The organism is Lysobacter sp. CCNWLW3 (assembly GCF_036697405.1).
GTDB lineage: Bacteria > Pseudomonadota > Gammaproteobacteria > Xanthomonadales > Xanthomonadaceae > Lysobacter.
This window is the reverse complement of the sequence record NZ_JBAHWA010000012.1, coordinates 77,274-95,822: the sequence shown is the minus strand read 5'-3', so window position 1 is coordinate 95,822 and position 18,549 is coordinate 77,274. Positions and strand designations below refer to the sequence as shown.

The following is an 18,549-nucleotide window of genomic DNA, read 5'->3' as shown; positions in this document are numbered from 1 at the left end:
GTGATGTCTTCGCGGCTGAGCGAGAAGATCGGCTGCGAGGTTTCGATGTCGGCGCGCTTGATGCGCGAACCGGTCACTTCGATGCGGTCGAGGGTGGTGGTCTCTTTGCTTTCTTCCTGAGCAAAGGCCACACCCGTGCCGGCAGCGGCAGTGGCGCCCACGGCGAGCGCGAAGGTGATCGCGTCGCGGAGCTGGGTGGTCTTGAAGGTCATCTCTCTCTCCAGAAAATCGAATTGGTGGAACCCATGGGACCCGACCGGCGGCGTCAAGCAAGACGCCAATTCCAGCAAGGTGCGGCGGATCGTACTCTGGGGAGGGGAGATAATTAAAGTGTCGTTAAACGTCGGGTTTTGACAATTCCTTCATATTGTTCAGCTGACATTCCGGCTGCGCCCGCGATGGCTGTGCATAACTTGCTAAGTGCTTATGCGGGACTAGCTTTTTTCTGCTGATTTTGCGCAGACCTTGAGCATCGGTCGGGCCTGCCCACCGGTTCGGCGCATAGTCGGTTCCGATTCGTGATTCGCGGCGCAAAACGTGCATGCGAGCGCCGGGACGCATTCCTGGCGGAGACGAGGCTTTGCAGGATTGGGCAAGCTCAGTGGCGCCTGGAACGGTTCTGTCCGCCCACGAGCCGGCACAGGGGGCAAGCGCAATAGCCAGGATCGGCAAAGCCGGGCCGGCGCATTCGCGCGGCGCGGTATGACTGGAAGGGGGGGGCGTCGCGCCTTGGCGCGAGCGGCGATGCCTCGGTTAGAGGTCTTGCTCGTAGCGGACGTAAGGCACGGTGCCTTCGTCCTTGTCGGAATTGCCCGGCGCGAACGGGTTCTTGCCGCGCGTGATCACGTTCTCGGCGCCGACCGTGAGCTGTCCGCTCCACGGGGTGCGCCAGGTCAGGCCGACGCCCAGGCCTTCCCACTGGCCGGGCTGGCCGGGGGTGTCGACCACGCGGCCGACGATGTTGGCGCCGAAGTTGCCGTAGCCGGCGCCGATGGTGAGGCTCTTGCTGTTCCAGCGGTCGGCGATGGTCGGCATCTCGCCGGCCGGGATCAGGCGCGCGCGCGCCCAGGTGCCGCCGATCGACACCGTGGCCTCGCGGCCGATGTTCTTCTGGCCGTAGACGGTCAGGGTGTTCTGGTCGAGCTTGCTGTTGCGGCCGTTCGGGCTCAGCCAGGCCGGCAGGGTGTCCTTGCCGCTGCCGATCGACAGCCCGATCTTGCCGCCGGGACGGCTGAGCGAGGCGCCCGCGGACACCTGACGCGAACCGCCGCGGTCGTCTTCGTCGAGCGCGGCGAGCATGCAGTGGTTGGCGAGGTTGCCGATGGCGCCGGCCAGGCCGGTCTTGCGATCGCAGACCAGGCCCAGGGTGTCGCCCGCGTCCAGACCGAACGCGGCGTCGAGCGAATTGCTGCCCACGCGCCAACGCGCGCCGGCGACCGGGGCATTGGTGGGCTCGAGCTGCAGCAGGTACTCGACCTTGCCGTTGGATTGATTCCAGACCGGCAGATAGGTGGTGTCGCTACGCTTGGACGTTTGCGCATGCGCAGCCGAGGCCACGCCGAAGGCGAGCATCAGGGCGAACGACAGACGTAGCGAGGGTGCGTGCATGGTGACGATACGACCGGATGGGGCCGGTCAAGTTCCCCTAGAACCTGGATTGGGACTATAGACGGTTTATGTTTATTTAACAAACCGAGACGGCCGTGTGAAGGGCCTATTGCAGCCGGTCCGGGGCCTCCAGCTCGGCGGCCGCATGGGCGAACAGGCGGCCGATCTGGTCGCTGTTGAAACGATAGCTCTGGCCACAGAACTCGCAACGGATATGGGCCTCGCCATCGGCCGCGGCGGCGGCCGCCTCGGCCTCCTCCTGGCCCAGCGAGACCAGCATGGCCTCGACCCGCTCGCGCGAGCAGGAGCAGGCGAAGCTCAGCGGCTTGCCGCCCAGCAGCTGGACCCCGTCCTCGTGGAACAGGCGGGTCAGCAGGGTCGCGGTGTCCCAGCCCAGCAGTTCGCCGGGCTGGAGGGTGTCGAACAGGGCCCCGGCTCGGGTCCAGCCGTCCTCGTCGCCGCCGTCGCCGGGCAGCTTCTGCAGCATCAGGCCGGCCGCGCGCTCGCCGTCGGCGGCCAGCAGCAGGCGGGTCGGCAGCTGCTCGGACTGGCGGAAATAGTCCTCGAAGGCGCCGCTGAGGGAGTCCGAGTCCAGCGCCACCAGGCCCTGGTAGCGGGCCGGGTCGCGGTCGTCGCCGGCGCGCCCGCCGATAGGCGGGTTCTCGATGGTGATCGCCAGGACCGCATCCGGGCCGAGCTGGCGCAGATCGCGCGAGACTTCGCCGCCGTCCTCGGCCAGCTGGGCGATGCCGCGCAGGGTGCCGGCGGCGGTGCACTCGGCGAACAGGGTGCGCAGGGCGCCGTCGCCGCGCAGCTGCACCGACAGCCGGCCCTCGACCTTGGCGTGGCCGGTGAACAGGGCGGCCGCGGCCGCGGCCTCGCCCAGCAGTTCGGCCGCCGCGGGCGGATACTCGGAGCGTTCGCGGATCTGGCGCCAGGTCTGGTCCAGGTGCACGTGCACCCCGCGCACGCCGGCGCCTTCGATCAGGAACCGGGTCAGGCGGTCGTGGTCGTGGCCGGCGGTGTCGGTGGGGGCGGGGCTGGAATCGTTCATCGAGGGGCTCGTGCGGCGGCGCGCGCGTTTCATTCTTATCCGATCGCGGATAATGCGCGCGAACGCGTGAAAGGGGAGACCGAGCAAGATGGGGATGGAGCGCAGACAGTGCAAGTCGCGGCAGTGCAGGGCATGAACGAGACCGTCCCCGCGTCCGGGCCGCCGCGCCGGCGCCGGCGCTGGCTGCGCTGGCTGATCGCGCTGCCCTTCCTGTTCCTGGCCGCCTCGATCCTGCAGGTGGCGGTGCTGCGCTTCGTCGACCCGCCGTTCAGCGCCTTCATGGCCGCGCGCCAGTTCGAGGCCTGGGGCAGCGGCGATTTCGGCTTCCGCGTCGCCTACGACTGGCGCGATCTGGACGAGATCTCCGCCAACGTGCCGGTGGCCCTGGTGGCCTCGGAGGACCAGAACTTCGCCGAGCACTTCGGTTTCGACCTCAAGGCGATCGAGAAGGCGCGCAAGAACAACGCGCGCGGCCGCAAGGTCCGCGGCGGCAGCACGATCAGCCAGCAGACCGCCAAGAACCTGTTCCTGTGGAGCGGGCGCAGTTGGGTGCGCAAGGGCATCGAGGCCTGGTACACCCTGCTGATCGAGCTGATGTGGCCCAAGCACCGCATCATCGAGGTCTACGCCAACATCGCCGAATTCGGCGACGGCGTGTACGGCGCGCAGGCCGCCGCGCGCACCTACTACCGCAAGGACGCCGCCCGCCTGGGCCCGGCCGAGGCCGCGCGCATGGCCGCGGTGCTGCCCAATCCCAAGCGCTACAGCATCGCCCGCCCCGGCCCTTACGTGCAGCGGCGCGCCAACGCGATCCAGCGCCAGATGCGCTACATCGGCGGCAACGGCTACCTCAAGCAGATCGACTGAGGCCGGATCGGCCGACGCAGGTCGGCCGGGCCGCGCTCAGGCGCCGCGGCCGATGTCGCGCAGGCGATCCTGCGCGACCAGGCGGTCGAGCTTGTCCAGCGGCAGCGACAGCAGCAATTCGATGCGCCGGCGCAGCAGCGCGAACGCGGCCACGTAGGCCTGGCGGCGACTGTCCTCGTCGCCCTCGACGGCGGCCGGATCGGCCACGCCCCAATGCGCGGTCGCGGCCTCGCCCACGCGCACCGGGCAGGACTCGCCGGCGGCGTCGTCGCAAACGGTGATGACTATGTCCATGCGCGGCGCGTCGGCGCCGGCGAACTCGTCCCAATGCTTGCTGCGCAGGCGCGCCGGGTCGTAGCCGAGCTTGGCCGCCAGTTCGGCCGCCATCGGCTGGATGAAGCCGGCCGGGCGGCTGCCCGCGCTCCAGGCCTTGAAGCGGTCGCCGCCCAGAGTGTTGAGCAGGGCCTCGGCCATCGGGCTGCGCGCGGAATTGCCGGTGCACAGGAACAGGACGTGGTAACGCGAATCGGCGGCTGACATGGGCGGCTCCGGACGGTGGCGGCAACGCTAGGGTCGCGCCGCCAGTTTTCAGCGACGTTGCGATGCCGTCGAAAACCGCGGCCGCCGCCGCCGGCTATGATTGAAGGCATGAATCGCGATCTGCTGACCGTCGTCGTCGCCGCCTACAACGAGGCCGAGAGCCTGCCGCTGCTGCAGCCGCGCATCGCCGCGGCCCTGGACGCGATCGCCGCCGACGGGGTCGAGGGCCGTGTGCTGTATGTCGACGACGGCAGCCGCGACGCCACCTGGACGGCGTTGCAAACCCTGGCCGCGGCCGATCCGCGGATCGCGCTGCTGCGGCTGTCGCGCAATTTCGGCAAGGAACTGGCGCTGACCGCCGGCCTGGACCGGGTCGAGCGCGGCGCGGCCCTGATCCTGGACGCCGACGGCCAGGACCCGCCGGAGCTGATCGGCCAGTTCGTGGCCAAGTGGCGCGAGGGCTACGACGACGTCTACGGCACCCGCATCGAGCGCGAGGGCGAGAGCTGGCTCAAGCGCAGCACCGCGCACGCCTTCTATAGAGTGATCGGGCGGCTGTCGAAGACGCCGATCCCGGCCGACACCGGCGACTTCCGCCTGTTGTCCGAGCGTGCCCTGACCGGCCTGCGCCAGCTGCGCGAACGCCACCGTTTCATGAAGGGCCTGTTCGGCTGGGTCGGCTACAACCGGGTCGCGCTGCCCTATCACCGCGAGGCGCGCGTGGCCGGCGCCAGCAAGTTCAATTTCTGGCGGCTGTGGAACCTGGCCCTGGAAGGCATCACCAGTTTCTCGACCGCGCCGCTGCGCCTGGCGACCTACATGGGCCTGGCGACGGCGCTGTTCGCGTTCGGTTTCGGCGTCTGGGTGGTGGCCAAGGCCCTGCTCTGGGGCGACCCGGTCGCGGGCTGGCCGACCATGATGGCGGTAATCCTGTTCCTGGGCGGCGTGCAGCTGATCGCGCTGGGCCTGATTGGCGAATACCTGGGCCGGCTGTACGAGGAATCCAAGCAGCGGCCGTTGTACCTCGTCGACACCTGGCAGCCGGCGGCAGGAGTATCCTCGGGCCAGGGCTCGCTGCCCCCGCCCCAGATCGCCGAAGGAGAAGGCCATGCGCACCGTACGGCAACTGCTAGAAGCGAAAGCCGCTGAAGTGTTCGCGATCGGTCCGGACGCGCCGGTGATCGACGCGATTCGGCTGATGGCCGAAAAACGCATCGGCGCGGTATTGGTGATGGAAGGCCCGCGCCTGAGCGGGATCCTGTCCGAGCGCGACTACGCGCGCAAGATCGTGCTGCAGGGCCGCTCCTCGGCCGATACGCCGGTGCGCGACATCATGACCGCCGACGTGGTCAGCGTCGGCCTGGACGACAGCGCCGAGCGCTGCATGCAGATCGTCACCGACCGCCGCATCCGCCATCTGCCGGTGGTGCAAGGCGGGCAGGTGCTGGGCGTGGTTTCGATCGGCGACCTGGTCAAGGCGGTGATCGAGGACCAGCAGCTCGAGTTGGATCAGCTGCAGCGCTATATCGCGAGCTGAGCGGCCGCGCCGCCGTAGGATGCGGTGAGCGCCAGCGAACCGCATCATCGTCTCGCCCGGACTCGCACGCTGCTGCGGTCGTCACCGCGCCCGAATGCCCGCGCCGCTCAACGCGCGTACTTCCCTCCGCACGCGGCGTCCTTGCCCGGTCCCAGTTCTATCGTCGCCAGCAGCGCCGCCGGCGGCGCGATCGTGGCCAGGGCCAGCGCCGTCGCGCCGCGCAGGCTCAGGCGCGCGTAGTCGGGCCCGGCCTTGGGGTGCTTGAAGGTGCCGCCGACCTTCAGCGGCGAGCGCAGGCTCAACAGGCTGCGGTCCTTGGGCCGCGCACGCACGGTCAGGTCCAGAGTTTCGTCGCGCAGGCTGATCTTGCCGTCGCCGATCAGGATGGTGTCGCTGGTGTCGAAGGCCAATGCGCGCGTATGCATCACGCCTTCGCGCACCTCGAAATCGCCGAAGGCGCAGCGGATCGGGATCTGGCGGTCGTGGCCTAGTTTGAACTTGAGGATCTCGGCGATGTCGATGCCGGCGAATTCCATCAGCAGGTTGCTGATCCGGCCCGGGCCCATGCCGACCGCGATGTCGCCGTCGCTGCTGCCGAGCATGTCGGCGATGGAGTTGCCGCGGGCGTCCAGGGCGATCCGGCCGCCGACCTTGCCGACCGCGTCGCGCGCCAGTTTCACCCCCGGCATCAGCCTGGCCAGGGTCAGGCCGCGCGCGTCGATCTCGGCGCGGGTGGCGATGATGGGCTGGCGCGCGTCCATGCGCACGGTCGAGCGGATGCGGCCGTCGGCGACGCCGAAATCCAGCGGCTGCAGGCGCAGCACGCCGGCTTCCAGCAGCAGGTGCGCGTCCATCTCGTCGATCGGCCAGCCCGGCGCGTTGATGCGCTGCGCCTTCCAGCGCACGTCGGCGTCCATCGCCCGCAGCTTGTCCAGGCGATAGGGCGTGTCGGGCAGCACGCGCGCGCTGGCGCGTTCGCGCGCGGCCAGGGCGGCGAGTTCGGGGTTGCTGGATTCGCCGCCGCCGGTCTGCGGCGCGGCGCCGACGAAGCCGCCCAGGTCGTCGAAGTCGAGCCGGCGCGAATGCAGATCGGCGCGCAGGTAGGGACGGGCGCCGCCGGTCTCGACGCTGGCGCGGCCGCCCAGATCGCTGTCGCCGACCTTGCCGGTGAAACCATCGTAGTGCCAAGTGGTGCGTGCCCCGGCGATGTCGCGGGTGAGGCGGCCGTCCAGCGCATACGGCGACGTCGGCGGAACCGCCACGCCGATCAGCGGATAGAGGTCGGCCATGTCCTGGCCCGACAGCGCCAGGCGCAGGTCGAAATCGCGCAGGCGCAGCGGGTCGACCAGGCTGCCGCGCGCGTGCGCCCGGGTCGCGCCGGCGCTGGCGCGCAGGTCGAGCCGGTAGGGACGTTCGCGATCGCGCAGTTCCAGCGGCGATTCGGCGCGGCCCTGCAAGGAGAAACGATTGCCTTTCCAGCGCCCGCCGCCGTGCGCCGCGATCGGCGCCGCCGCGTCGTTCGCGCCCGCCGCCAGGCTGGCGATGCGGAAACGCATGTCGCTGCGGCTGGCCGGGTCCAGGAAGCTCAGTTCGCCGCGTTCGATCCAGACCCGCCCGAAACGCGGGCCTTCGCCGCCGCTGGCGCCGAACACCCAGTTGCCGCCGCGCTTGGGGTCGTGCTGCAAATGCAGGCGCGGGCGTTGCAGGCGCAGGTCGGGTATGCGCACCTCGTTGCGCAGCAGCGGCCACAGTTCGATATCGAACTGCAGGCGATCGGCGACGGCCATGTCGCGGCGCCGCGACCAGTCGGCGTCGCCGAAGCGCACCGCATCGGCGCGCACGCGCGTGGTGCGGCCCAGGTCGATGTCGAGATCGCCGCCGATGTCGAAGTCGCGGCCGGTGCGCGCCTGCACCTGGCGTTCGATCGGGCCGCGCAGCCAGTTCCAGTCCCAGGCCGCGATCAGGCCCAGGATCGCCAAGGCCGCCAGCGCCGCCGTGGCGCGCCACGGGTGGCGACGCAGCGCCTGCGCGGCGCGGCGCGCGGACGCGGCGGGGCCGCGTTCGGACGGGGTCGGATCGGGATGGGGCTGGGGGTCGCTCGCGCGCATGCTCGTGGGCGGGCTTTGAGCCTTCCGAACCAAGCACGACGCTGGAACGGACCGGCCCGGAATGCGCGCGGTCGATCGCGCGCCTGCGCCGCCTTCCTTCTGATGGAATGGCCCCACCATCCGCAGGCGGCGGTCAAGCGCAGGTGAATGCGTTGTGCGGCGTTCAGGCGGACGCCGGCGCGCGTTCAGGGCGCGGGTATCACCTGCGCCATCACCGAGATGTAATGGCAGACGCTGCCGGCGACCACGAACATATGCCAGATCGCATGCGAATACGGCAGCGAGGGCCGGTGATAGAACACCGTGCCCAGGGTGTAGCAGAGCCCGCCGGCGAGCAGCCAGCCCAGGGTCCAGGCGTCGAGCGCGCCCAGCAGCGGCTTGATCGCCACGATCACCAGCCAGCCCATCGCGATGTAGATGCCGGTCGAGAGCAGCTTGAAGCGGCCGGTGTAGAACAGCTTGAACACGATGCCGGCGAAGGCCAGCACCCAGATCGCCGCGAACAGGCCCCAGCCCCAGGGGCCGCGCAGGCCGATCAGGGTGAACGGGGTGTAGGTGCCGGCGATCAGCAGATAGATCGCGCAATGGTCGAAGACCTTCAGCCGCGCCTTGGCGATCGGGTGCTGTATCGCGTGGTAGAGGGTGGAGGCGACGTAGAGCAGCAGCAGGCTGATGCCGAACACAGTCGCGCCCACGAGTTGCCAGCCGTCGCCGTACAGCGCCGCCAGGGTGATCAGCACCGCGCCGCCGGCCAGGGCGGCGGTCGCGCCCAGGCCGTGGGTGAGCGCGTTGGCGATCTCCTCGCGCACCGACGCCACGTGCGGGTTGAGCGCGTTCGCGCGGTCGGGCCGTTCGCTGCCAGGGCGTGCGCTGTCCATCGATGCAGCATCCTCGGGGGAGGTGGAGCAAATGCTCGGAATCGGAGCGGCGAGCCCGGCGCGGCGGGCCTGGGCCATGCCCAGCGCGCCCGGAGCTGGCTTAGGATAGGCCGATTCCAAGGCCTGACGCATGATCATCTCCCATCAGCACCGTTTCGTTTTTGCCGCGATTCCCAAAACCGGCACCCACTCGGTCCGTCAGGCCCTGCGCGAGCACATGAGCGCGGACGACATCGAGCAGGTCGGTCTGTTCGTCAACAAGCGCTTCCCCTACGAGGAACTGGCCGCGATCAAACACGGCCACCTCAGCCTGCAGCAGGTGCGGCCGTTCCTGGGCGAGGAGGCGTTCGCGGGCTATTTCAAGTTCGCGTTCGTGCGCAATCCCTACGATCGCTTCATTTCCTACTGCGCCTTCATGACCCGCGCCGACGGCGCCTTCCTGCAGCGTCCGCAGGCGGTCATGCGCCACATCCTGTTCGAGGCGCGGCCGCTGCAGCACGTGCTGTTCCAGCCCCAGCACGGCCTGATCACCGGCCAAGACGGCGAACTGCTGGCCGATTACGTGGGCCGGGTCGAGGAGATGCAGGCGTCCTACGACGCCATTTGCGCCCGCATCGGCATCCCCAGCGCGCCCCTGGGCCAGGTCAACAGTTCCCGCCGCGGCAGTTATCGGGACTACTATGACCAGCCCCTGATCGACGCGGTGGGCGAGCTGTACCGGCGCGATCTGGAATTGTTCGGTTATTCGTTCTGACCCGGTCCGACGCCATGAACGCGATTCAGATCCAGCCCAATCCGCGCAAGACCACCTCGATTCGCCGGCTCGGGCCGGTCGACATCGTCGCGCTGCGCGCGGCCGTGCTCGCGATTCCCGAGGCGGTCTGGGACGCCGAGAACGCCGACAAGCCCAACCGCTTCGAGGCGCTGGACAAGACCCGCCACGTGGTCTTCCGCTTCGTCAGCAATTTCCAGGACTGGCGCGAGTCCTACGACCGCCCGCTGTGGGCGCAGTGGCGCGAGCTGCTGGAGCCGGTGCTGGCGCAGGCCGTGCGCCCCTACGGTTACGCCAACGCGGCCTTCCCGCGGGTGATGTTGGCGCGGATGGCGCCGGGCGGGGTGATCAAGCCGCATCGCGACGCCAATCCGGCGGCGAAGTGGCCGCACAAGGTGCACGTGCCGCTGATCACCAACGAGCGCGTGACCTTCTTCGTCGACGGCGTCGGCTACCACTTCCAAGAGGGCGAGGCGGTGGAGGTCAGCAATATGGCGGTGCACGCGGTGGAGAACGCCGGCGACAGCGACCGCATCCACCTGATCTTCGAGTACTACGACCGCGACCAGCCCGAACCCGACTGGCTGGCGCGGCGCTGAAAGGCCCGGAGCGCCTGGCGCGCCGGGCCCTGCGCCTTCAGGCCGCCGGCTGCGCGGCGATCTCGGCCATCGACGGCATCCCCATGACCGTCAGCACGGTTCCGACCACGCAGATCAGCAGCGGGATCTTGTTCTCGGAAAAATTCATGATCGCGAACACCAGTGCGACCAGCGGAATCAACAGCGAGCCCAGTCCCCACAGCACGCTTTCGCGGAACGCGTTGACCACGATCCACAGCACGCCGATCACACTCAGCCCCAAACCCAATAGATACATTGCATTCCCCTTGCTAGGTTGCCGCGGCCCCCGCCGCGGTGGGTCGATGCTAGCCGATCCCGGGGAAAAATGTGACGCGCGCCCGGTTCTGGTCCGGCGAGGCCGGGCCCGCCCTGCGCCTCATTCCAGGGTGTTGAGCTGGCGCACCCGCCGCAGCCGGCGCTGGATCTTGTGCGGGTGCGGGAAGCGGTATTCCTCTACCTCGACCAGCAGCGCGCAGTCCTCGCCGAAGGCCTCGCGCATCGCGTACAGGCGGCCGTTGCCCTCGAACGCGAGCCAGCGCTCGCCGTCGCGCACGACCTTGATCTGCGATACCGAGGGAATGATCTCGGTCAGGGCGGCCAGGTCCAGCCGGCCGTGGGCCAGCAGTTCCTCGCGCCGCGCGGCCAGCGCCTGGGCGCGTGCGCGGGTGGCCTGCTGGGCGGATTCGCGGTCGATGCGGTGGATCGGCTGCAGCGCGCGCAAGGGCACCATCGCCTGCGCCTTGTCGCCGCGCAGGCGGTGGATGTCCATGATCACCTTGGCCATGTAGGCGTCCTTGTAGTCCAGCGCGGCGACTTCGCTGCGCTTGCTCATCAGGTACAGCCACCACTGCCGCAGCCGCGACATCAGTCCAGCGCCACCGCGTGCGCGTGCTCGCGCGTGGCCAGGAACTGCACGCCCGGCGCGCGTTCCTGCGCCAGTTGCAGATTGACCCGGGTCGGGGCCAGGTAGACCAGTTCGCCGGCCGCGTCCAGGGCCAGGTTCATCGCGTTCTTGTCGCGGAACTCCTCCAGCTTCTTGGCGTCGGCGCAGCGGATCCAGCGCGCGGTGGCGACGCTGACCTGTTCGAAGCTGGCGTCCACGCCGTACTCGTCCTTGAGCCGGTAGGCGACCACGTCGAACTGCAGCACGCCGACCGCGCCCAGGATCAGGTCGTTGCTCATCAGCGGGCGGAAGAACTGGGTCGCGCCTTCCTCCGACAGCTGGGCCAGGCCCTTCTGCAACTGCTTGAGCTTGAGCGGATCGCGCAGGCGCGCGCGCCGGAACAGTTCGGGGGCGAAGTTGGGGATGCCGGTGAACGACAGCGCCTCGCCCTCGGTGAAGCTGTCGCCGATCGAGATCGTGCCGTGGTTGTGGATGCCGATGACGTCGCCGGAGTAGGCGGTTTCGGCGATCTCGCGGTCGGAGGCCATGAAGGTCAGCGCATTGGCCAGCTTCACTTCCTTGCCGGTGCGTACCTGGAAGGCTTTCATGCCGGCGCTGAACTTGCCCGAGCAGATGCGCATGAACGCGACGCGATCGCGGTGCTGCGGGTCCATGTTGGCCTGGATCTTGAACACGAAGCCGGTGAGCTTGTTTTCCGTCGCCGCGACTTCGCGGCCGGTGGTCTCGCGCGGCTTCGGCGGCGGCGCGTGCTCGACGAAGAAGTCCAGCAGCAGCTGCACGCCGAAGTTGTTGACCGCCGAGCCGAACGACACCGGCGTCTGCTTGCCGGCCAGGTAGGCCTGCTTGTCGAACGGGTGCGATGCGCCCTGCACCAGCTCGAGTTCGTCGCGCACTTCGCGCAGCGCGTCCGCGCCGATACGCGCCTCCAGGGCCGGGTCGTCGATCGAAGCGAAGATCGTCGAGTCCTGGCGGGTGAAGTTGCGACCCTGTTCGAACAGGTGCACTTCGCCGGTGAGCAGGTGGACCACGCCCTTGAGGCGCTGGCCCATGCCGATCGGCCAGGTGATCGGCGCGCACTGGATGCCCAGCACCGATTCCACTTCGTCCAGCAGGTCGATCGGGTTCTTGCCCTCGCGGTCGAGCTTGTTGATGAAGGTCATGATCGGCGTGTCGCGCAGGCGGCAGACCTCCATCAGCTTGATCGTGCGCTCCTCCACGCCCTTGGCCACGTCGATCACCATCAGCGCCGAGTCGACCGCGGTCAGCACGCGGTAGGTGTCCTCGCCGAAGTCGGCGTGGCCGGGGGTGTCTAGCAGGTTGACGATGCGGCCCTCGTAGGGGAACTGCATCACCGAGGAGGTCACCGAGATGCCGCGCTCCTTTTCCAGCGCCATCCAGTCCGAGGTCGCGTGGCGCGCGGCCTTGCGGCCCTTGACCGAGCCGGCCATCTGGATCGCGCCGCCGAACAGCAGCAGCTTCTCGGTGAGGGTGGTCTTGCCGGCGTCGGGATGCGAAATGATCGCGAAGGTGCGTCGGCGGAGGGCTTCTAGGGAAACGTCGGACATGGCGACGGCGCGCACCGGGCGCGCCGGAAGGTAAGGAGTAGGGGCGCGATTATAGCCGGTAGTGGGGCTGGGGCCTGGAGGGGCGTGGACGGGCGGAAGTAAATCCCCCTCAATCCCCCTTTTCCAAAGGGGGAGGCGAAGCTGGGCGACATGCAGGAAAGGTGGGCGACGCGCCGGCTGCCGTGCTCTAGCCCCCTTTGAAAAAGCGGGCGGGCACCCGCGCAGCGGGCGACGGGGGATTTGCTTTTGCTTTTGCCCTCTAGAGCCCGCCGGAGATCCGTAGCGGCCCCGACGGCCCGGTCATCCGGAACGGAATCGACTCCAGGCGCATGCCGCGGTTGACCTGGATCGCGAAGTGCAGGTGCGGCCCGGTGGTGAAGCCGGTATTGCCGGACAGGCCGATCTGCTGGCCCGCGCGCACGCGCTGGCCGACCCGGACCAGGGCGCCGTCGGCCTTGAGGTGGGCGTACAAGGCCATGCTGCCGTCGTCGTGGACGATGCGCACGAAGTTGGCGCGGCCGCCGTATTTCTCGCGGTTGAGCCCGGCCTTGTCGAAATCGGACTCGATCTGCATCACCACGCCTTCGCGCGCGGCCAGCACCGGGGTGCCGATCTCGGCCGCGAAGTCGACCGCGTAGCGGTTCTCCGGGTCGCTGTGGCTGAACTGGCCGCCGTAGCCCTGGTCGATGCGGAAGTTGTTCTGGCGCAGCGGCAGCACGTAGTCGACGTTGCGCGGGCGCGCGCCCGGATCGCCGGGCAGGCTTTCCATCTGCAGCTCGATGCCGCGCCCGGAGTCCTCCGGGCTCAGCACCGCGACCAGCGCGCTGGCGCGCGCGGCCACGGTGGCGCGCGCCGGCAGGGTCGAGGTGCCGCCCACGCCGCCGCCGTAGCTCTGGCTGTAGTCGACCTTGACCTCGATCGGGCCGGACAGGTTGTTGTCGGCCCAGGCCAGGTAGCGGTTGCCGTCGGATTCGATGCGCAGCCGCGCGATCGCGCCGGGCTCGCTGTGGACCGGGATCACCTTGACCTCGGACGGCGGCGCCGCCTCGGGCACGTGGTCGCCGTAATGGGTGATGCCGCTGCGATCGGTCCAGCGGTAGATCTTGCCGGCATGCGCCTGCGGCGCGGCGGCCAGAGCCGCCACGCACAGCGATACGGCCAAGGCGCGCGGCCCCCAAACCATGCGAGTTCCTACTCGGTGCAGCCCGGTTTCAAGTTTAGCGCGTGGGCCACGTCGGCGAGATCGAACGCGGTCACGGCTTTGTCGTCGTGCACGGCGAACAGCGCGCCGCTGGGGAAGCCCGCGGTGGAGGCGGCGTGCAGGGCGACGCCGTCGGTGTGCGCGGTGACCTTGCCCTCGAAGCTGCCGACCGGCGCCAGAGTGACGCGATCGAACAAGTGGAACACGGTCAGCGGCGCGAGCTGGTCGACCGCGATCCAGTAGCCGCCGCCGTCCGGACAGGTCCACAGCGCCACGCCCTCGGCCTCTGCGCCGAAGCTGCGGTCGGGCAGGCTGCGGCCGGTGTACTTGCCGCCGAAGGTGTACTCGCGCAGCGTGGATTCGTGGCGACGGTCCTCGTCGGCGATCAGCAGGCGGTCGTTGGCGGGGTCGCCGGCGATCGATTCGACCATGCGCAGCGCCGCGGCTTCGCTGGTGTCGCCGAAGGCACCGCCGTAGTTGGCGCGCATGCGGCCGTCCTGGTCGAACTGGATGCGGTAGCGGCGCACGCGCTGGTCGAGCTCGGCCCACGGCGGCACCTGGTCGAACTTCTTGCCGTACATGAAGCTGTCGGTGACGTAGACCTCGAGCTCGCCCGGCTCGGTCTCGGTCAGCCAGATGCCGTAGGGGCTGCGCAGCTCCTGTTCGCCGAAGCTGCCCAGCGGGGTGAAGTCGGGCAGGGCGAACACCTGCACGCGGCGGTTGTCGCGCTCGACCACGAAGGCGTGGTCGGCATAGACCGCGATGCCGTTGGGGCGGTCGAACTGGCCGATCGCCTTGCCTTCGCCGCCGACCGTGCGCAGCGCTTCGCCGGTGTCGGCGTCGTAGACGTCCAGGCGATGGGTCGACTTGGCGGTGGCGATCAGCCAGGTCTTGCCGTCTTCGGTCGGCCAGGTGGCCAGCGAATCCAGCTCTTCCTTCGGCGTTTCCGCCGACACGTAGCGCTCGGCGATCGAGGCGATGCCGGGCGTGCCGGCGACCGGCGCGGAGCGGGGCTGCGTGGTGGCGCAGGCGGCGAGCAGGGCGGCGAGGGTCGCCGCGGCAAGGAGGCGTGGGGTCATGGACGCGAAGTGTATGCGGCGGGCGCGGGTTTTTGTGATGCGGGTCGCGAGCTTATGATTAATCGCTATATGCGGATGAAGCGATTGACATGCCCTCGGAGCGCGGGCAGACTGGCCGCATCCATCGAGACCGGCTGAGGGACAGGCCCTTAGAAGCCGGGGCAACCCAACGCGACGCAAGTCGCGTGAAGGTGCCAATTCCTGCGGCCCGCCTAGGCGTCGGTCGGAAGATGGTTGCGACGTGCGCTGCCGCGCACGAGCGACTTGCAAGCTCGATGGCCCCGTCACTTCGGATGCCCGCCATGAGCTTCGCCCCCGCTACCGCCTTCGCAGAACCCTCCGTATCCCAGACCGCCGCGTTCGAGCGCAGCGACGCCTTCGTCGCCCTGGCCGCCGAGCGCGACGCCGTGCGCGGCGAACTGCGTCTGGACCTCGAGCTGCGCCACGCCGGCCGCCGCAGCGTGGTGCTGCGTTACGAGATCCAGGGCGAGGCCGCGCTGCCGGTGCTGTTCGTGGCCGGCGGCATCTCCGCCCATCGCCACCTCGCGCCCAGCCGCGCCCATCCCGAGGGCGGCTGGTGGGAGACCCAGGTCGGCCGCGGCCGCGCGCTCGATCCCGGCCGCCATCGCCTGCTCGCGTTCGACTGGCTGGGCGCCGACGGCGCGCTCGACGTGGCGCTGGACCCGGCCGACCAGGCCGACGCGATCGCGGCGCTGCTGGACGCGCTGAAGATCGAGCGCCTGGAGGCCTTCGTCGGCTACTCCTACGGCGCCATGGTCGGCCTGCAGTTCGCCGCGCGCCATCCGCAGCGGGTCGGCGCGCTGGTCTCGATCAGCGGCACCCACCGCGCCCACCCCTACGCCGCGGCCTGGCGCGCGCTGCAGCGCCGCGCGGTCGCGCTGGGCGCGCTGCAATGCGACGAGAGCCAGGGCCTGGCGCTGGCGCGCGAACTGGCGGTGCTCAGCTACCGCACCCCCGAGGAATTCGCCGAGCGCTTCGGCGCCGCCCAGGTGCGCGACGGCCGCGTGCGCGTCGACGCCGAGGACTATCTCGACCATTGCGGCGCCAAGTACGTGGCGCGCACGCCGACCGCCGCGTTCCTGCGCCTGTCGGAATCGATCGATCTGCAGCAGGTCGATCCCAGCCTGATCCGCGTGCCGGTGACCGTGGTCGCGGTCAGCGAGGACCGCCTGATCCCGCTGTCCGAATCCTACGACCTGGTCGAGCGCCTGCGCGGCGAAACCCGCCTGCGCGTGCTGCGCTCGATCTACGGACACGACGCCTGCCTCAAGGAGGCCGGCGACATCGACACCATCCTGCGCGAAGCGCTGGCCGACTGTAGCCAGGCGGCGGCATGAGCACCCACACCGAAGGAACCGCCGTGACCCAGATCCGCACCCGCAACGCCTGCACCGCCGCCGTCCGCGCCGGCATCGACCGCGACGCGGCCCATGGCGCGGTCACGCCGCCGATCGTGCTGTCGTCCAACTTCAGCTTCGCCGGCTACAACGACAAGCGCCAGTACGACTACACCCGCAGCGGCAACCCCACCCGCGACCTGCTCGGCGAGGCCCTGGCCGAGCTCGAGGGCGGCGCCGGCGGCGTGATCACCAGCACCGGCATGGCCGCGATCACCCTGGTCCTGCACGCCTTCCTCAAGCCCGGCGACCGCATCGTGGTGCCGCACGACGGCTACGGCGGCAGCTGGCGTCTGTTCAACGCGCTGGCCGCCAAGGGCGCGTTCGAGTTGATCACCGCCGATCTCACCGATCCGCGTTCGCTGACCGAGGCGCTGGCGACCAAGCCGGCCGTGGTCTGGATCGAAACCCCGTCCAACCCCTTGCTGCGCATCACCGACCTGCGCTTCGTGATCGAGGCCGCGCATGCGCAGGGCGCGCTGACCGTGGTCGACAACACCTTCCTGTCGCCGGCGCTGCAGCGCCCGATCGCGTTCGGCGCCGACCTGGTCGTGCATTCGACGACCAAGTACGTCAACGGCCACAGCGACGTGGTCGGCGGCGCGGTGATCGCCAAGAGCGCCGAGCACCACCAGCAGCTGACCTGGTGGGCCAACGCGCTGGGCCTGACCGGCTCGCCGTTCGACGCCTTCCTGACCCTGCGCGGCCTGCGCACCCTGGATGCGCGCCTGCGCGTGCACCAGGAGAACACCCAGGCGATCGCGGCGCTGCTGGACGCGCATCCGGCGGTGCGCGTGGTCCATTACCCGGGCCTGGAATCGCATCCGGGCCATGCCCTGGCGGCGCGCCAGCAGCTCGGCTTCGGCGCCATGCTCAGCGTCGAGATCGACGGCGGCGAGGCGGCGGTGCGCGCCTTCCTCGACGGCCTGGAGTGCTTCACCCTGGCCGAGTCGCTGGGCGGCGTGGAAAGCCTGATCGCGCATCCGGCCACCATGACCCACGCGGCGATGTCGCCCGAAGCGCGCGCCGCGGCCGGCATCGGCGACGGCCTGCTGCGCCTGTCGGTCGGCATCGAGCACGTCGACGACCTGATCGCCGACCTCGAGGCCGCGCTGGAACGCGCCGCCGACGCGGTGGCCACGGCGGCGCGCGCGAAACGATGAGCGCCGCGGCCGACGTCCTGCAAGCGCAGGCGCAGCAGGCGCTCGCGCCGCATCCCTATCGGGCCCCGGCGCCGGCGCGGCTGGCGCTGCTCGGCACCGGCACGGTCGGCGGCGCGGTGTTGGCGCGCCTGCAGGCTTGGCGGGGCTCGCCGTTGGGCGAGCGCCTGGCGCTGGTGCACGTGGCCAATTCGCGGCGCGCGCTGGCCGATGCCGGCGGCCTGGCGCCGGACTACGCCGCGTCGGCGCTGGTCGGCGCGGCTCAACCCAGTTCGCTCGAGCACGTCGCCGCCAGTCTCGGCGAGGGCGGCGCGCGGGTGGTGATCGATGCCACCGCCAGCACCGACGTGGCCGAACGCCACGCGCAGTGGCTGGCGCAGGGCATCCATGTCGTCACCGCTTGCAAGATCGGCCAGGGCACCTCGCTGGCGCGCTGGCGCGCGATCCGCGGCGCCTGCGCGGCCGGCGGCAGCGGCTACGGCGACAGCGCCACGGTCGGCGCGGGTCTGCCGTTGCTGCGTTCCCTGCGCGAACTGCAGGCCGGCGGCGATCGCATCCGCGCGATCGCCGGCGTGCTCTCCGGTTCGCTGGCCTGGTTGTTCAATCACTACGACGGCATGCGCCCGTTCTCGTCGCTGGTGCGGCAGGCGCGCGATGCCGGCTACACCGAACCCGATCCGCGCGACGATCTGTCCGGCGAGGACGTGCGGCGCAAGCTGCTGATCCTGGCGCGCGCCTCCGGCGTGGCGCTGGAGGCCGGCGAGGTCGAGGTCGCCTCGCTGGTGCCGCCGGAGCTGGCGATCCTGTCGCGCGACGGCGTCGACGCCGCCTTGCCGGCGCTGGACGTGCCGCTGCGCGAGCGTTACGCGGCCGCCTACAAGAACGGCGAGCGCCTGCGCTTCATCGCCCGTCTGCAGGACGGCGCCGCGCGCGTCGGCCTGGAATCGCTGCCGGCCGACCATCCGCTGGCCGGCGGTGCGGGCACCGACAACAAAGTCGCGATCTGGTCAGACCGCTACCGCGAGCAACCGCTGGTGATCCAGGGCCCGGGCGCGGGCGCCGAAGTCACCGCCGCCGGTTTGCTGGACGACGTGCTGCGCCTGACGAGTTGAGCGAGCTGGTCGCGACGCGGAGCGTCCGTACCCTGTAGGGCCTCGGCCCTCGGCGGTAGCAGCGGCGCCAGCCGCGACCGCGTCCTGGTCGAAGGCGCGCGGTCGCGGCCCTCGGCGCTGCTACCC

19 protein-coding genes and 1 riboswitch are annotated in these 18,549 nt (G+C 70.0%); of the genes, 8 read left to right on the top strand and 11 right to left on the bottom strand.

Going from position 1 to position 18,549, the window contains the following annotated elements; all coding sequences use genetic code 11:
- From V1318_RS16790 to V1318_RS16780, 3 genes are all read right to left on the bottom strand, one after another.
- Positions 1 to 212: hypothetical protein (locus V1318_RS16790; protein ID WP_332940877.1), on the bottom strand; the 212-nt coding region annotated here is incomplete at its 3' end.
- 541 nt (positions 213 to 753) lie between these two features.
- Positions 754 to 1,572 carry a hypothetical protein gene (locus tag V1318_RS16785; RefSeq protein WP_332940881.1) on the bottom strand — a complete coding sequence of 273 codons (819 nt, stop codon included), beginning with the start codon at positions 1,570 to 1,572 and terminating at the stop codon, positions 754 to 756.
- A gap of 142 nt (positions 1,573 to 1,714) precedes the next feature.
- Positions 1,715 to 2,662 (bottom strand): Hsp33 family molecular chaperone HslO, encoded by a 948-nt coding sequence (locus V1318_RS16780; protein ID WP_332940876.1) that lies wholly within the window; start codon positions 2,660 to 2,662, stop codon positions 1,715 to 1,717.
- Between the two features lie 132 nt (positions 2,663 to 2,794).
- On the opposite strand from V1318_RS16780, the gene mtgA reads away from it, so the two are divergent.
- Positions 2,795 to 3,529: a monofunctional biosynthetic peptidoglycan transglycosylase gene (gene mtgA / locus V1318_RS16775; protein ID WP_332940875.1), complete on the top strand. Its 735-nt coding sequence runs from the start codon at positions 2,795 to 2,797 to the stop codon at positions 3,527 to 3,529.
- A 36-nt stretch (positions 3,530 to 3,565) separates the two neighbouring features.
- Here mtgA and V1318_RS16770 read toward each other — a convergent pair whose 3' ends face one another.
- Positions 3,566 to 4,069 carry an arsenate reductase ArsC gene (locus V1318_RS16770; RefSeq protein ID WP_332940874.1) on the bottom strand — a complete coding sequence of 168 codons (504 nt, stop codon included), beginning with the start codon at positions 4,067 to 4,069 and terminating at the stop codon, positions 3,566 to 3,568.
- A 108-nt stretch (positions 4,070 to 4,177) separates the two neighbouring features.
- On the opposite strand from V1318_RS16770, the gene V1318_RS16765 reads away from it, so the two are divergent.
- Positions 4,178 to 5,218 (top strand): glycosyltransferase family 2 protein, encoded by a 1,041-nt coding sequence (locus tag V1318_RS16765; protein WP_332940873.1) that lies wholly within the window; start codon positions 4,178 to 4,180, stop codon positions 5,216 to 5,218.
- On the top strand, positions 5,178 to 5,606 hold the full coding sequence (locus V1318_RS16760; RefSeq protein ID WP_332940872.1) for a CBS domain-containing protein: 429 nt from the start codon (positions 5,178 to 5,180) through the stop codon (positions 5,604 to 5,606). Before V1318_RS16765 ends, V1318_RS16760 begins: the two co-directional genes overlap by 41 nt.
- A gap of 107 nt (positions 5,607 to 5,713) precedes the next feature.
- Here V1318_RS16760 and V1318_RS16755 read toward each other — a convergent pair whose 3' ends face one another.
- Positions 5,714 to 7,714: an AsmA family protein gene (locus V1318_RS16755; protein ID WP_332940871.1), complete on the bottom strand. Its 2,001-nt coding sequence runs from the start codon at positions 7,712 to 7,714 to the stop codon at positions 5,714 to 5,716.
- A 185-nt stretch (positions 7,715 to 7,899) separates the two neighbouring features.
- On the bottom strand, positions 7,900 to 8,592 hold the full coding sequence (locus V1318_RS16750; RefSeq protein ID WP_332940870.1) for a hemolysin III family protein: 693 nt from the start codon (positions 8,590 to 8,592) through the stop codon (positions 7,900 to 7,902).
- A gap of 130 nt (positions 8,593 to 8,722) precedes the next feature.
- On the opposite strand from V1318_RS16750, the gene V1318_RS16745 reads away from it, so the two are divergent.
- On the top strand, positions 8,723 to 9,346 hold the full coding sequence (locus V1318_RS16745) for a sulfotransferase family 2 domain-containing protein (RefSeq protein WP_332940869.1): 624 nt from the start codon (positions 8,723 to 8,725) through the stop codon (positions 9,344 to 9,346).
- 14 nt (positions 9,347 to 9,360) lie between these two features.
- Positions 9,361 to 9,963 (top strand): aspartyl/asparaginyl beta-hydroxylase domain-containing protein, encoded by a 603-nt coding sequence (locus tag V1318_RS16740; protein WP_332940868.1) that lies wholly within the window; start codon positions 9,361 to 9,363, stop codon positions 9,961 to 9,963.
- Between the two features lie 37 nt (positions 9,964 to 10,000).
- Here V1318_RS16740 and V1318_RS16735 read toward each other — a convergent pair whose 3' ends face one another.
- The 5 genes from V1318_RS16735 to V1318_RS16715 all read right to left on the bottom strand — a co-directional run bounded on the left by V1318_RS16735 (position 10,001) and on the right by V1318_RS16715 (position 14,733).
- Positions 10,001 to 10,240, bottom strand: coding sequence for a hypothetical protein (locus V1318_RS16735; protein ID WP_332940867.1), 240 nt, complete (start codon positions 10,238 to 10,240; stop codon positions 10,001 to 10,003).
- Between the two features lie 120 nt (positions 10,241 to 10,360).
- The gene (locus tag V1318_RS16730) at positions 10,361 to 10,849 is read right to left on the bottom strand and encodes a hypothetical protein (protein WP_332940866.1); all 489 of its coding nucleotides are present in this window, start codon (positions 10,847 to 10,849) and stop codon (positions 10,361 to 10,363) included.
- On the bottom strand, positions 10,849 to 12,453 hold the full coding sequence (locus tag V1318_RS16725; protein ID WP_332940865.1) for a peptide chain release factor 3: 1,605 nt from the start codon (positions 12,451 to 12,453) through the stop codon (positions 10,849 to 10,851). The genes V1318_RS16730 and V1318_RS16725 overlap by 1 nt, the downstream gene beginning before the upstream one ends.
- Before the next feature lie 259 nt (positions 12,454 to 12,712).
- A complete protein-coding gene (locus V1318_RS16720) occupies positions 12,713 to 13,636 on the bottom strand; it encodes a M23 family metallopeptidase (RefSeq protein ID WP_332940864.1) in 924 nt (307 codons plus the stop codon).
- Between the two features lie 8 nt (positions 13,637 to 13,644).
- Positions 13,645 to 14,733 (bottom strand): phytase, encoded by a 1,089-nt coding sequence (locus V1318_RS16715; protein ID WP_332940863.1) that lies wholly within the window; start codon positions 14,731 to 14,733, stop codon positions 13,645 to 13,647.
- A 118-nt stretch (positions 14,734 to 14,851) separates the two neighbouring features.
- Positions 14,852 to 14,970, top strand: a riboswitch (SAM riboswitch).
- A gap of 65 nt (positions 14,971 to 15,035) precedes the next feature.
- Here V1318_RS16715 and V1318_RS16710 point away from each other — a divergent pair.
- From V1318_RS16710 to V1318_RS16700, 3 genes are read left to right on the top strand one after another with little or no spacing between them, the layout of a single operon-like run.
- Positions 15,036 to 16,091, top strand: coding sequence for a homoserine O-succinyltransferase (locus V1318_RS16710; protein ID WP_332940862.1), 1,056 nt, complete (start codon positions 15,036 to 15,038; stop codon positions 16,089 to 16,091).
- On the top strand, positions 16,088 to 17,314 hold the full coding sequence (locus tag V1318_RS16705; RefSeq protein ID WP_332940861.1) for an O-succinylhomoserine (thiol)-lyase: 1,227 nt from the start codon (positions 16,088 to 16,090) through the stop codon (positions 17,312 to 17,314). Before V1318_RS16710 ends, V1318_RS16705 begins: the two co-directional genes overlap by 4 nt.
- The gene (locus tag V1318_RS16700) at positions 17,311 to 18,423 is read left to right on the top strand and encodes a homoserine dehydrogenase (protein WP_332940859.1); all 1,113 of its coding nucleotides are present in this window, start codon (positions 17,311 to 17,313) and stop codon (positions 18,421 to 18,423) included. Before V1318_RS16705 ends, V1318_RS16700 begins: the two co-directional genes overlap by 4 nt.
- Positions 18,424 to 18,549: the final 126 nt, after the last annotated feature.

Bases quoted from the DNA above. Each gene is read 5' to 3' on its own strand.
- V1318_RS16785 (WP_332940881.1), bottom strand. From the start codon at position 1,572: ATGCTCGCCTTCGGCGTGGCCTCGGCTGCGCATGCGCAAACGTCCAAG.
- V1318_RS16780 (WP_332940876.1), bottom strand. From the start codon at position 2,662: ATGAACGATTCCAGCCCCGCCCCCACCGACACCGCCGGCCACGACCAC.
- mtgA (WP_332940875.1), top strand. From the start codon at position 2,795: ATGAACGAGACCGTCCCCGCGTCCGGGCCGCCGCGCCGGCGCCGGCGC.
- V1318_RS16770 (WP_332940874.1), bottom strand. From the start codon at position 4,069: ATGTCAGCCGCCGATTCGCGTTACCACGTCCTGTTCCTGTGCACCGGC.
- V1318_RS16765 (WP_332940873.1), top strand. From the start codon at position 4,178: ATGAATCGCGATCTGCTGACCGTCGTCGTCGCCGCCTACAACGAGGCC.
- V1318_RS16760 (WP_332940872.1), top strand. From the start codon at position 5,178: ATGCGCACCGTACGGCAACTGCTAGAAGCGAAAGCCGCTGAAGTGTTC.
- V1318_RS16755 (WP_332940871.1), bottom strand. From the start codon at position 7,714: ATGCGCGCGAGCGACCCCCAGCCCCATCCCGATCCGACCCCGTCCGAA.
- V1318_RS16750 (WP_332940870.1), bottom strand. From the start codon at position 8,592: ATGGACAGCGCACGCCCTGGCAGCGAACGGCCCGACCGCGCGAACGCG.
- V1318_RS16745 (WP_332940869.1), top strand. From the start codon at position 8,723: ATGATCATCTCCCATCAGCACCGTTTCGTTTTTGCCGCGATTCCCAAA.
- V1318_RS16740 (WP_332940868.1), top strand. From the start codon at position 9,361: ATGAACGCGATTCAGATCCAGCCCAATCCGCGCAAGACCACCTCGATT.
- V1318_RS16735 (WP_332940867.1), bottom strand. From the start codon at position 10,240: ATGTATCTATTGGGTTTGGGGCTGAGTGTGATCGGCGTGCTGTGGATC.
- V1318_RS16730 (WP_332940866.1), bottom strand. From the start codon at position 10,849: ATGTCGCGGCTGCGGCAGTGGTGGCTGTACCTGATGAGCAAGCGCAGC.
- V1318_RS16725 (WP_332940865.1), bottom strand. From the start codon at position 12,453: ATGTCCGACGTTTCCCTAGAAGCCCTCCGCCGACGCACCTTCGCGATC.
- V1318_RS16720 (WP_332940864.1), bottom strand. From the start codon at position 13,636: ATGGTTTGGGGGCCGCGCGCCTTGGCCGTATCGCTGTGCGTGGCGGCT.
- V1318_RS16715 (WP_332940863.1), bottom strand. From the start codon at position 14,733: ATGACCCCACGCCTCCTTGCCGCGGCGACCCTCGCCGCCCTGCTCGCC.
- V1318_RS16710 (WP_332940862.1), top strand. From the start codon at position 15,036: ATGAGCTTCGCCCCCGCTACCGCCTTCGCAGAACCCTCCGTATCCCAG.
- V1318_RS16705 (WP_332940861.1), top strand. From the start codon at position 16,088: ATGAGCACCCACACCGAAGGAACCGCCGTGACCCAGATCCGCACCCGC.
- V1318_RS16700 (WP_332940859.1), top strand. From the start codon at position 17,311: ATGAGCGCCGCGGCCGACGTCCTGCAAGCGCAGGCGCAGCAGGCGCTC.